The sequence below is a fragment of the Thermobifida cellulosilytica TB100 genome, assembly GCF_001517975.1.
Classification (GTDB): domain Bacteria; phylum Actinomycetota; class Actinomycetes; order Streptosporangiales; family Streptosporangiaceae; genus Thermobifida; species Thermobifida cellulosilytica.
Genome location: NZ_KQ950181.1, coordinates 731,241 through 743,752, shown reverse-complemented (window position 1 = coordinate 743,752; position 12,512 = coordinate 731,241). Strand labels below are relative to the sequence as shown.

Genomic DNA, 12,512 nt, shown 5'->3' with positions numbered 1-12,512 from the left:
CGGTGCGGCGCGCCGCACCGGCCGGAGGTAGTCCGCTGCGGGACACGGCTGGGCCGGTTCCTCCCCGGCCCAGCCGGAATCCGACGGCCCCGGAGGGCGAACCGGTCCGGGGCCGTCGGCGGTGCGGGCCGGACTCCGGCCCGCACCGGAACACGCTCAGTCCGCGCCGTCGGCCTCCCCGCGGCCGTCCGCCGCGGCGCCGGAGTCCGGCCCGGAGGCGGTCCGGGCGGCGGGCGCCACCTTCATCGACTGCGGGGCCAGCGCGTTGAGCAGGTGGAAGCCGCCCAGGATGATGAGGGTGCCCAGGGCGATCCCGCTGATCTGGAAGCTGTCGGTGAAGGTCAGGGAGACGTTGCCGATACCGGCGATCAGCCCGGCGGCGATCGGCACCAGCACCAGCGGGTTGGCGAAGTCGACCCGGTTCTCCACCCAGATCTTCGCGCCGAGCAGGCCGATCATGCCGTACAGGATGACGGTGATGCCGCCGATCACCCCCTCGGGGATGGCGTAGACCAGCGCGCCGAACTTGGGGCACAGGCCGACCAGGATCGCCACGACCGCGGCCACGTAGTAGGCGGCCGTGGAGTAGACGCGGGTGACGGCCATGACGCCGATGTTCTCGGCGTAGGTGGTGGTGGGGGCGCCGCCCACGGAGGAGGCCAGCACCGTGGCCACGCCGTCGGCGAGGATCGCCCGGCCCATGTAGGGGTCGAGGTCGTCGCGGGTCATCTCCTGCACCGCCTTGACGTGCCCCGCGTTCTCGGCGATGAGGGCGATGACGGCGGGCAGCGCCACCAGGATCGCCGAGAGGTGGAACTCGGGGGCGTGGAACTCCGGCAGGCCGATCCAGGGGGCCTCGGCCACGCCGGACAGGTCCACCCGGAACACCTCCTGGACGCTGCCGTCCTCCTGCTCGGTGGGGATCGCGCCGAAGACCAGGTCGAGGACCCACGACAGGACGAAGCCGAACACCAGGCCGAGCAGGACGGTGATCCGGCCGAGGAAGCCGCGCAGCAGCACCGTCGCCAGGATCACGAAGACCATGGTCAGCAGCGCCGTCCACTGGTCGTGCGGCCAGTAGGCGTCGGAGACCACCGGGGCCAGGTTGAACCCGATGAGCATAACGACCCCGCCGGTCACCGCGGGCGGGAACGCGCGGACGATGACGTCGGCGCCGAGCAGGTGGATGACCAGCCCGGACAGGGCGAGCACCACGCCGGCGACCAGGACCGCCCCGGTGACGGTGGCCGCGCTGCCGCCGTCGGCGGAGATGATGACGGCCGCGGCCACGAAGGAGGCGCTGCTGCCGAGGTAGCTGGGGACCTTTCCGTTGACGATGAGCAGGAACAGGATCGTGCAGATCCCCGACATCATGATGGCCAGGTTGGGGTCCAGGCCCATGAGGAGGGGGAAGACGAAGGTGGCCCCGAACATGGCGATGACGTGCTGGACGCCGAGGCCGACGGTGCGGCCCCAGGACAGGCGTTCGTCCGGTCGGACGACCTGTCCCGGGGGCGGGGCGCTGCCGTCCCCGTAGAGCTTCCATCCCAGGCCGAGCTTCATACCGCCTCCCTAAAAGCACCGGTGACACGGTCGGGCGCTCCCGGCCGTCCTCCGCGGGGGCGGAGCGGCGCTGCGCGCTCGTTCTGCACCGCGGTGGCCCCGAGACCGGAGGAAACGGTCTCGGGGCCACCGCGGTGCAGAACCCGGTTTCGTCAGCGTGGTGCCCGGCGAGCGGGAGCGGCCCGTGCGCGACGCCGCTCCGTTGCGGCAGTGCGGGTGAGCCCCCGCGTCGGAGAAGCCCACCCCCCACAGTTCGACACGGCGCCGTGTCAACCGGGTCGCGATCAGGTTGCGACACGGTCACCGCACTCTGGATGACGGTCCGGTCCCGGCGCGTGGCGGGCCGCCCGGCGATCGGGGACGGGGGACGGTCCGGCGGGCGGCGGGGGAGTAGGGTGGCGCTTCCCGCGGGGCGGTACGGAAAGCCCCGCTCATCCCCCTGACGAGGTGCATGATGCTGTTGCGGACCACTGCCGGACTCCTTGTCCTGGCCGTTGCGGTGACGGCGTGCGGCGGTGCTCCGACCGCGGCGCCGTCGCCCTCTCCCGAACCGGTCGCCGACTCCCCGTCCCCGGCGGCCTCCGCTCCCGCCTCCTCCCCGGCCCGGCCGGGGGAGGCGGGGGACGCCACGGCGAGCGTCTGCGGGAACGCGCGGACGGCGGTCGACCTCCGGGCCGCGGGCGAGGACGATCGGGCGGAGGAGGCCGAGCACCTCGTGTTGCAGGAGGCGTCCTCCTCCGTGGAGGTGAGCCCCGAGCTGTCGCTGCTCGCCCTGATGGGGGGCGCCGACCCCGAGGAGACGGTGGCGCGGATGCTGGAGTGGTGCGAGGAGAACGCCGTCACGGCGGGGGAGTGATCCCGCGCACCGCGGCCCGCCCCAGGGCCGTGTCCGGACCGGCCTGGGCAGAAAGGGGTGCGGTCGGCTGATCCGGACGTCTCCTGTCCGGAAACAAGGCAGATCTACGCTGCAAGGGCGGGGGTTGGCCGGTTCACACCGGCCAGCCCTCGCCCCACGGCCGACAGCAGAGGATCCGGCAGGAAAAACCCGCGCGCCTTGGGGTGTCGGTAAGGAGCGTGTCACCAGGTGCCAAGTAACCAATGAGTAACTTAGGCGTTCTCCAGACAGCCGGCTCCGATCCCACCGAAGATCGTTGATGACCGGGCAAACCGCCCGGGGAAGACGGCAAGCCGGTGGGGAGCGGTAGAGGTGGCGCGTGATCTGGACCTGGACGAACTCCTCGACGCCTTCACTCTCACCGCCGACGAGCTGAAGCTGCTGCGGAACAAGTCCGGAGCGACCCGGCTCGGGTTCGCGGTGACCCTGCGCTTCCTGCTCTGGCGCGGCCGGTTCCCGCGCGGCCGCGGCGAGGTGCCCGACAACGCCATCGCGCACGTGGCCAAGCAGGCCAAGGTCGAACCTTCCGAGATCGCCTTCTACGACTGGCAGGGGCGTTCGGCCAAACGGAACCGCACCGAGATCCGTGAGTTCACCGGCTTCGGTGAGTGCTCGGTCGCCGACGCGGAGAAGGTCACGCTGTGGTTGGCCGAGAACGTGTGCGACCAGGAGCGCAACCCCGACCGGGTGCGCCAGCGCCTGCTGGAGCACTGCAAAGAGGAGCTGATCGAGCCGCCGGAGAAGACCCGCATCGAGCGGATCGTGCGCTCAGCCCTGAGCCAGGCCGAGGATCAGATGATGGCCCGCGCGGCCGGGGAGGTGCCCGCCGAGGTCGTCGAGCGGATGCTCACGCTGATCGGTCAGGCCAGCGACGACCCCGACGAGGCACCGGCGGCCGAAGAGGGGCCTGAGGTGTATGCGCAGATCAAGGACGCCCCGGGCAACGTCAGCCTCAAGACGCTGATCGCGGAGAAGACGAAGCTGGAAGCGGTGCGCGCCGTCGAGGTGCCGCACCGGGCCTTCGCGCGGATCCCGGCCAAGATGGTGGCCGCGTGGCGGGACCGGGCCGCGGCCGAGGCGCCCTCGCACCTGCGCGGCCACCCGCACCAGATCAAGGTGTGTCTGCTGGGAGCGCTGCTGTGGTCCCGGGAGCGGGAGATCACCGACACCCTGGTCGACCTGGTGATCTCCACGGTGCACAAGATCAACGCCCGTGCGGAGAAGGTCGTGACCGAGGAGTTCGTCCGCGACCTTAAGCGGGTCTCGGGCAAGGAGGACATCCTCTTCCGCATCGCCGAGGCGTCCGTGGGCGCGCCCGAGTCGCCGGTGCGCGAGGTGGTCTACCCGGCCGCCGGCGGCGAGCAGACGCTCCAGGACCTGCTGGCCGAGTTCCGGTCCAAGGGCACCAGCTACCGCCAGCACAAGCAGCGGGTGTTCAAGTCCTCCTACTCCAACCACTACCGCGCCGGGCTGCTCCAACTGTTGGATGTGCTGGAGTTCCACTCCTCCAACGACGTGCACCGACCGCTGGTCAAGGCCCTGGAGCTGATCTGCCGCTACCGGGAGGTGGCCAACAACCGCCCCTACTACGACGCCGGTGAGCACGTCCCCGTCGACGGGGTGATCCCCTTCGAGCTGCGCGAGCTGCTGCACCGCACCGACAAGCACGGCCGGGCACGGGTGCTGCGCACCGTGTATGAGTGCGGGGTGTTCCAGACCCTGCGCGAGCAGTTGCGCTGCAAGGAGATCTGGGTGGTGGGCGCCGACCGGTGGCGCAACCCGGACGAGGACCTCCCGGCCGATTTCGCCGACAAGCGGGTGGAGAACTACCGGAAGCTGAACCAGCCCCTGGACCCGGAGGAGTTCATCACGCGTCTGCACGGCGACATGGTGGCCGAGCTGTCTGGGCTCAACGACGCGCTGCCCCGCCTGGGGTGGGTGGAGGTCGCCGAACGCAAGGCCGGGGCGATCAGCCTTTCGCCGTTGGAGGCGCGTGCTGAGCCGCGCAACCTGCGCCGGTTGAAGAAGGCGGTGCGCGCCAAGTGGGGTGTGGTCCCTTTGCTGGACATGCTCAAGGAGACCGCGCTGCGCACCGGGATGCTGGAGGCGTTCACCGGGGTCGGCACCCGCGAGGCCATCACGACCGAGGAGCTGTGGGAGCGCCTGATCCTGGTGATCTACGCCTACGGCACCAACACCGGGCTGCGCCGGGCGGCCGCCGGCGAGCACGCCTACTCCGAGGACGACCTGCGCTACATCCGGCGCCGGTACTTCACCATCGAGGGGGCGCGCAACGCCGCCCGCGCGATCGCCAATGCGACCTTCGCGATCCGCTCGGAGGCGATCTGGGGGCAGGGGTCGACCGCGGTGGGGTCGGACTCCACGCATGTGAAGGCGTTCGACCAGAATCTGTTCACGGAGTGGCATTCGCGGTACGGGGGCCGGGGTGTGCTCATCTACTGGCACATCGAGGAGCGGTCGATGGCCGTGCACTCCCAGTTGCTGTCGTGCTCGGCCTCGGAGGTGCACGCCATGGTGGAGGGGGCGATGCGGCACGGCACCTCGATGAACGTGGAGGCCAACTACGTCGACTCCCATGGCCAGTCCGAGATCGGGTTCGGCATCACCCGGTTGCTGGGGTTCAAGCTGTTGCCTCGCATCAAGCAGATCAACCGCGTCAAGCTCTACCAGCCCGACCGCGGCGACCTGGAGACCTACCCGCTGTTGCGTCCGGCGATGACCCGGCCGATCCGCTGGGACCTGATCGCCCAGCAGTACGACCAGATGATCAAGTACGCCACCGCGATCCGGCTGGGCACCGCCTCCACCGAGGCGATCCTGCGCCGCTTCACCCGTAACGCCTCCCACCCCACCTACGCGGCGATGCTGGAGGTGGGCCGGGCCGAGAAGACCGCGTTCTGCGCGCGCTACCTGCGCGACCGCGATTTGCAGTACGAGGTGGGGTCGGGGCTGAATGTGGTGGAGAACTCCCACGGGATCCACGGCGAGATCCTCTACGGCAAGACCGGTGAGCTGTCCTCCAACCGGCGTGAGGAGCAGGAGCTGACCATGCTCGCCCTGCACATTCTCCAGGCGTGCCTGGTGTACGTGAACACGCTGATGCTCCAGGAGGTGCTGGCCGAACCCGAGTGGCAGGACGCGCTGACGGCCGAGGACCGGCGCGGGCTCACGCCGCTGTTCTCCTCCAACATGAACCCCTACGGCGACATCCGCCTGAACATGGGCAACCGCCTGGCCCTGGGCGGCTGACCCCCACCAGGGGTGTGTTGTCTGACACACTTCGCCCGCTCTGTCCACGCTGACCCCGCGGGGGCGGGCGTGATCGGAGGGAGATGCGCCAGGATACAGATTCCCCAGAGTGGAATTCTGGTTCTGACTCTCGGAGTAACTGGCGCAACAAAAGGGTTTGTAATGCCATAAAAAGGACCAAAATCCTGGTTGGTTGATCTCGTCACTGACCAGCGTAAACGAACACTGTTCGGCGCAACTTGCCTCTGGTTGGGTGCCGGGCGACTCCTGTCCTTCCCGCGCCGGTGGTGGTATCCCTGGAAAAGTCACGTCTCTGCCATGTAATGGAAAAACGGGGGTCAACGGGATGACGAAGACACAAAGGTGTGTCGGGGTCCGCCGGACACTGGCCATGGGGGCGGCCGCCGCGGTGGGGGCCGCGCTCCTGGCCGCGGCCCCGGCTCCGGCAGCCGCGGCCGGGTGCTACGGCTCTGACTGCAAGTGGCAGGACCCCTACGCCATGGGGTGCGCCGACGACGCGGTCATGGCGGGCCTGGCCTACGTCCAGACCGGCACCGGCACCGGACGTGTCGAGCACTGGCACTCGCCTGGGTGCATGGCCGACTGGGCCACCACCCGCGTCTACTCCGGGCCCACCGACGCCGTGATGGCCGGGATCCAGCAGCAGGGCGAGGGCACCTACACCACCGGGGTGTCCTCCGACACGGTGCGCCACGACATGTACACCTACCCCTGGGTGGTCACCCCCATGATCGACGGATCGGTGGCCAACTGCGCCATCGGAACCGTGACCAACACCGGCCACGAGCCCTACGCCGAACCCGCCTGCGCCTGATCCCCGACGACCCCGTGGGCCCGGCGCGAGCACCGCGCCGGGCCCGCCCGTACCCGACAGGAATGCCATGGGCACCGATCCCGAACCGAAGTCGAACAAGCAAGGGAAGGGCGAGTCCGGGAACGACAGCGCGGACGACAAGGCGCCCCTGCGCCGCAACCCCACCATCGTCGCAGCGAAGTGGGCAGCGATCAGCGCCATCGTCGTCGCCGCCTTGACCGCGATCGGCGCGTGGGGGCTGCCGGTGGTCGAGGCGATGGTGCAGCGCGCCACGCAGTCCGCCGACCAGGAGGAACCGCCCCCCACCGGGCCTGAGACAACGGAGGACACCGAACCGTCAGGGCCACCGGAGAGCGACACACCCCCCGACGATCCCGCTGGTGAGGAGCCGGTGGCCGCCTCGGTGCCGGTGGGCTATGACTGTTCGCCGGTCCCCGATCAGGAGGCGGTGCTGGCCACGGTGGTCTACACCGAGGACATGGGGCTGAACGCCTTCTGCGGGCCCGCGAACACCTACCCGCGCGCGACCCCGAGCAACTACCCCGAGTCCGAGACCATCGCCATCGTCTGCCAGGTTCGCGACGGTCAGGCATGGCGTGATACTGACGACGTCCCGGGCCGCTACACCGGGGAATGGACGGTGTGGAACAAGCTCTCCAACGGGGCATGGGTGCACGACCTGTACGTGGATACCCCCAAGGAGGAGGACCAGGCCCCGCCCGAGGGCATCGCCCTGTGCGACGGCCCGAGCTGACGGGCCCCACCCGGTTGGATTCCCGCCTCGATCAGCAATGCTTCTGGCACCCTGGAGCCATGACACAAGTGTGGATCACCAAAACGGGCAATCAGATGGCGAGAGCCGACCTCATCGGGGAGCTTGATACCTTCAGCTCTTCCATCATCGCCCGCGTATCAGGAGCGGATCCCCCGATAACGCTGGGTATCGCCCGAGGCGGAGGTCGTACCCGCCTCGAGGACATGATCCATCTGCAACGGCAGATCATCGCTAAGCTTGAACGCGACCAGCCCGAGATCCTCCTGTCCCTCGGACAGGTGGACGAGTCCTTGAACATCCACTGGACACGTTACTCCTCGTAAAGCCCATCTCCTCCGGGCTCTCGATAGCCCGGCCAGCCGCCGATGACGGAACAAGCGACACGGCAGGGCTGATCAGCAGTCACCTCAAGAGCGGATGAACCCTGGCTCCTGAACCGCTGGCCACAACCGGGAGCGGGATATCCACTACGTTACGGAGTGCTCATGAACGACTGGAACGAAGCCGCTGAGAGAGCCAGGAAGAAACGCCGCGAACTCGAAGAGCAAAGAAACCGCGAGGAAGCCAGAGAGCGCCAGGAGCAGGCAGAGAGAAACAAGTTTGAAAAATACTGGGGTCGTCGATACTCGAAGGCCGTGGACGGGTTCATCTCATCCATGGTGGCGGGAGGGGTACTGGACGACACCCGCCAGGGCCACTTGATCCGAAAGGACGTCAATATTCAGAGCGAGGTTCGTGGTGATTTCCGCTCGTTGAAAAAATTCACCGCCATCAGTTTCAGATGGCCAGATGATTGGCACTATTCCCCACTAGTGCAACTCAGCGTCCTTTGCTGTTTGCATCCGCCTTCCCTGATTGGCTCTCTCATGGGCCTGAAAAGCGGAGGAATCGGATCCAGGTGTTATTCGGATACCGATAGAGATGTGTTCACTTACTCTCCCACCCCGGGGGGCTGGGAGCTCGACGTCCGCAATCCCTCGGACTCTGACCGCGCCACTTTGCTTGCCGGACTAATGAGAAAAAATCCAGGACAACCCCTGGAAATGTCAAGCGATAAAGATGTCCGCGATTTGTGCAACGATCAGACTCTGCATCTCTTGCAAGAGGGGATCATCGACTATTTGGAAAGTCGAGGCCTGCCGATCCCCAAGAGCTAGCCCCAATCCTTTAGTAGGGGTGCCGTTAACGAACGTGACATCAGCCGCAAACGCGACCGAGCCTCACTGGTCGACGGTGAGCACGTCCAGGGCGGCGGCCGTGTCCGCCTCGGTGGGCAGGGCGTAACGCCGGGTGGTGTTGATGTCGGCGTGCCCCATCAGCTCGGCGACGGTCACCAGGTCCACCGGCTCCTTGGACAGGTCACCGCGGCCGCGCACCAGGTCGGTGCCGAAGGTGTGCCGCAGCACGTGCGGCCCAAACGGCTCCCCGTCGTCGGAGGGGCCGATCCCCGCCGCCGCGCCCAGCACGGTGACCGCCATGTTCGCCGCCCGCGTCGACAGCGGTCCGCCGTCGCGGTTGCGCACCAGCGGCCCCGAGGCCGGTCGGCCAAGGTCGTCCAGGAGGAGTTCGAGGGAAGCACGCGCCTCGGTGTGCAGCGGGACGGTGCGGTCCTTGCCGCCGAACTTCCCCTTGCCGCGCACCCGCACCGTGCCCTTGCGCGCCGACAGCCGGATGTCGGCCACGTCCAGGGCGACGATCTCGGCGATGCGCAGGCCCGCGTAGTAGGCCAGGTGGCAGACCACCCGGTCGCGTGGGGTGGCGTCGCGGGCCACGGTGCGCAGGAACCGAAGCTTGGTGCGGGCGTCCAGCGCGCGTGGGGCGGTGGGGCGGGGCAGGTGTTCGCGGACCACATCGGGGCGTCCCGAGCCGCGCAGGACGAAGAAGGCGTCGATGGCGGCGAGCCGGTTGTTGATGGTGGCCGCCGACAAGTGGGTGCCGCGGGCTGTGCGGGTGTTCTTCAGGTGGCGGCGGTAGTCGCGCACCGCCCAATCACGCGCGGCCGCGTCGGTGAGCGAGTCGCCGTCCACCGCGCCGGCCTGACGGGCCTCGGCGAGCCAGGCGAGGAAGGCGGCGGCGTTGCGCTGGTACTTGTCGCGGGTGGCCTCCCCCAGGTCGGTGGAGGCGGCCAGCTTAGCGGCGAACGCGGCGTGTTCGTCCGCCAGGTCGTCGGGGAGGTCGAGGTTTCGGCGCGGTCGGCCGGTGCGCGTGTTTCCAGAAGTGGAAACCGGGGGCTGCTCCTCGCGAGAGGATGTGTTTCCAGAAGCCACCCGGCCAGTCTACTTCCGGGAACACTTGTTTCCAGAAGTACGACACCCTCCGCGAACCCCGGCTAAGTTACTCATTGGTTACTTGGCACCTGGTGACACGCTCCTTACCGACACCCCGCCTTCCCGGGAGCGGGCTTCCGGAGGGGCGGTCTGTGGCGTCCCGCCCTGCCGGGACGCCACAGACCGGCTCAGCGGGGTTCCAGCAGGGCGCGGACCTCTTCGGGGCTGGTCTCGCGCAGCTCTCCGTCGGCCAGCAGCCAGCGGGTGATGCCGATCGATTCCAGGAAGGGCAGGTCGTGGCTGGCGACCAGGAGCGCTCCCCGGTAGGCGGCCAGCGCCTGGACGAGCTGGCGCAGGCTGGCCAGGTCGAGGTTGTTGGTGGGCTCGTCGAGCAGCAGCAGTTGCGGGGCGGGTTCGGCGAGCATCGTCGCCGCCAGGGTCGCCCGGAACCGCTCTCCGCCTGACAGGGTGCCGACGAGCTGTTCGGCGCGCCTGCCGCGGAAGAGGAAGCGGGCGAGCTGGGCGCGGACGTGGTTGTAGGGGACGCCGGGGGCCGAGCGGACCGCGTTGTCCGCGACGCTGAGCCGGTCGTCGAGCACGTCCAGCCGCTGCGGCAGGAACCGCAGCGGCACGAACGTGCGGGCCTCGCCGGACAGCGGCGGCAGCTCCCCGGCGACGGTGCGCAGCAGCGTGGTCTTGCCCGCACCGTTCCGCCCGACCAGGGCGATCCGTTCGGGGCCGTGGACGTGCAGGTCGGCGCCGTGCGGGAGGCCGAAGCGGGGACGCAGGCCGCGCAGGACCAGCACGGTGCGCCCCGGCGGCACGGCCGTGTGCGGCAGGTCGATGCGGATCTCGTCGTCGTCGCGGACGGCCTGCTCGGCTTCGGCGAGGCGTTCGCGTGCCTGGGCCAGGCGCTCCTCGTGCAGGCCGCGCAGGCGGCCCGCGGACTCCTGAGCGGCCCGTTTGCGCGCTCCGGCGACGATGCGCGGGGCCGTGCGCCGGGCGTCGAGCTTCTGGTCGTGGCGTCGTCGGCGGGCCAGCTTGGTCTGGGACTCCTCCAGGTCGCGCTGCTGGCGGCGTACGTCGGCTTCTGCGGCGCGCACCGCGCGTTCGGCCGCGGCCTGCTGGAGGGCCACGGCCTCCTCGTAGGCGGAGTAGCCGCCCCCGTAGAGGGCCACGGCCCCGGAGCGCAGCTCGGCGATGCGGTCGACCCGTTCCAGCAGGTCGCGGTCGTGGCTGACGACGACGAGCACGCCGGAGCGCCAGGACTCGACGGTGTCGTACAGGCGGCGGCGGGCGAACAGGTCGAGGTTGTTGGTGGGCTCGTCCAGCAGCAGCACGTCGGGGCGGGTGAGGAGCAGGGCGGCCAGGCGCAGCAGGACGGTCTCCCCGCCCGACAGTTGCGCCACGGTGCGGTCCAGGTCGACGTGGCCGAGTCCGAGCTGGTCCAGGACGGCCTCGGCGCGCTCCTCGACGTCCCAGTCGTCGCCGATCGTCTCGAAGTGCTCTTCGCGGGTGTCCCCGGCCTCGACGGCGTGCAGTGCGGCGCGCTTCTCGGCGATGCCCAGGGCCTGGTCGACCCGCAGGGAGGTGTCGAGGGTGAGGTTCTGCGGCAGGTGGGCGAGCCGCCCGTGCACGGTCGCCGTTCCTCGGGTGGGGCGCAGGTGTCCGGTGAGCAGGCGCAGCAGGGTGGACTTGCCGCTGCCGTTGGCGCCGACGACACCGGTGCGCCCCGGGCCGAGGTGCAGTGACAGGCCGTCGAGGACGGTGGTGCCGTCCGGCCAGGTGAACGTCAGGTCGGAGCAGAAGACGGAGGGTTCGGAGGAGACGGGTTCGGTCATGGTGCGGTCCTCGCGTTCGCAGGCGGATCGGGACTGCGTGTGCGAGCACCACGCGACGGCCGGGGCCGGGGACGGGGCGGTCCTGCCAAGGAAGGGGAGGTGCACTCCCGAGGTCGCGTCCAGGCTGGTCACGGCGGCGAAGGAGTCGCGGCGGCGTGACGGGTGCACGGCCGGGGCCGTGCCGCGCGGTGGTCGCGGGCCTCAGAGGAGCAAGGTCCACCTCTCTCGGAGACGACAGGACGCGGCCCAGTGTATCCGAGCAGCGGGGGAGCCGCTCGGGAATTTTCGGGAGGCCTTTTTCGGGGCCGGGAGGGGCCGCCGGTGCGCGGGACGCGAGCATGCCGCGGGGCGGGGGAGCGCCGCGCCCCGGCGGTGTGCGTCGCAGGGGGAGAGGCACCGGGGGTCCGGAGGGGCGGCCGACTGCTCCCCTGGGGAAGACCTGCTGGACGTCGAGAAAATCTACACTGTAAAAGTGGGAGTTGTTGAGTCCAAATCCTCTCAGAACAAAAACACCGACGACGAAGGAAAAATCGTCCCACGCCGTCCGGGAACAAGGAAAGCCCGTCCCAGGTGCCGCCCTGTCGGCCGGGAAAGACCGGGGGCGAAGCGGGGCGGGGCCGTCCGGGCGGCGGGATCCCCGGGCGTGCACAGGAGGTGCTCCCGGGAGGGTGGCCGTTCGGGGCAGGGTGTCGTCTCCGTGCTCCTCGGCGTGGGCGGTGATGCGGCCGAGGACGTGTCCGGCAGTGGCGGTCCGTCGCCTCTCGTGTCCCGAGTACCGCGTGGCGGGCGCGGCGCCGAGTTCCCGGGGCGTCTTCTCTCGTGGGGGAGCCGCGGTGTCCTCCGGTGCGGGGTGGGCGGTGTCGGCTGCTTCGGCCTGCGCCGGACTCTGCCGGCGTGCGGGACGGCTTGACCTCAAGCATGCTTGAGGTTGCAGAGTTGGGGCGACCCCTGCGGGAGAACCGCGACCGTGGCCCGGGGGAAGGGACCCCGGGCCACGCCCTGTCCGGCGGGGTCCTGTTCGCGGGTGCGGAGCGGGGCCGCTCGCTCCGCGGTCCCCGGGCTCGCG

At 69.6% G+C, this 12,512-nt stretch carries 9 protein-coding genes; 6 read left to right on the top strand and 3 right to left on the bottom strand.

Features of this window, described 5'->3' with window-relative positions; translation table 11 throughout:
* Positions 1–156: 156 nt before the first annotated feature.
* Positions 157–1,563: a uracil-xanthine permease family protein gene (locus AC529_RS09535; RefSeq protein WP_068755671.1), complete on the bottom strand. Its 1,407-nt coding sequence runs from the start codon at positions 1,561–1,563 to the stop codon at positions 157–159.
* 451 nt (positions 1,564–2,014) lie between these two features.
* Between AC529_RS09535 and AC529_RS09530 the strand changes: the two genes are divergently transcribed.
* The 6 genes from AC529_RS09530 (at position 2,015) to AC529_RS20085 (ending at position 8,495) form a co-directional block, all read left to right on the top strand.
* Positions 2,015–2,419, top strand: a complete 405-nt coding sequence (locus tag AC529_RS09530; protein ID WP_068755669.1) for a hypothetical protein — start codon at positions 2,015–2,017, stop codon at positions 2,417–2,419.
* A gap of 351 nt (positions 2,420–2,770) precedes the next feature.
* The gene (locus tag AC529_RS09525; RefSeq protein WP_068755667.1) at positions 2,771–5,728 is read left to right on the top strand and encodes a Tn3 family transposase; all 2,958 of its coding nucleotides are present in this window, start codon (positions 2,771–2,773) and stop codon (positions 5,726–5,728) included.
* 346 nt (positions 5,729–6,074) lie between these two features.
* Positions 6,075–6,563, top strand: coding sequence for a DUF2690 domain-containing protein (locus AC529_RS09520; RefSeq protein ID WP_157080144.1), 489 nt, complete (start codon positions 6,075–6,077; stop codon positions 6,561–6,563).
* 67 nt (positions 6,564–6,630) lie between these two features.
* Complete coding sequence (locus AC529_RS09515) at positions 6,631–7,317, top strand: hypothetical protein (protein WP_068755663.1); 687 nt, start codon at positions 6,631–6,633, stop codon at positions 7,315–7,317.
* A 59-nt stretch (positions 7,318–7,376) separates the two neighbouring features.
* Positions 7,377–7,661: a hypothetical protein gene (locus tag AC529_RS09510; RefSeq protein ID WP_157080143.1), complete on the top strand. Its 285-nt coding sequence runs from the start codon at positions 7,377–7,379 to the stop codon at positions 7,659–7,661.
* 162 nt (positions 7,662–7,823) lie between these two features.
* On the top strand, positions 7,824–8,495 hold the full coding sequence (locus AC529_RS20085) for a hypothetical protein (RefSeq protein ID WP_157080142.1): 672 nt from the start codon (positions 7,824–7,826) through the stop codon (positions 8,493–8,495).
* A 63-nt stretch (positions 8,496–8,558) separates the two neighbouring features.
* On the opposite strand, the gene AC529_RS09505 is transcribed toward AC529_RS20085, so the two are convergent.
* Positions 8,559–9,605, bottom strand: a complete 1,047-nt coding sequence (locus AC529_RS09505; protein WP_068755657.1) for a tyrosine-type recombinase/integrase — start codon at positions 9,603–9,605, stop codon at positions 8,559–8,561.
* 188 nt (positions 9,606–9,793) lie between these two features.
* The gene (locus AC529_RS09500; RefSeq protein ID WP_068755988.1) at positions 9,794–11,446 is read right to left on the bottom strand and encodes an ABC-F family ATP-binding cassette domain-containing protein; all 1,653 of its coding nucleotides are present in this window, start codon (positions 11,444–11,446) and stop codon (positions 9,794–9,796) included.
* Positions 11,447–12,512: the final 1,066 nt, after the last annotated feature.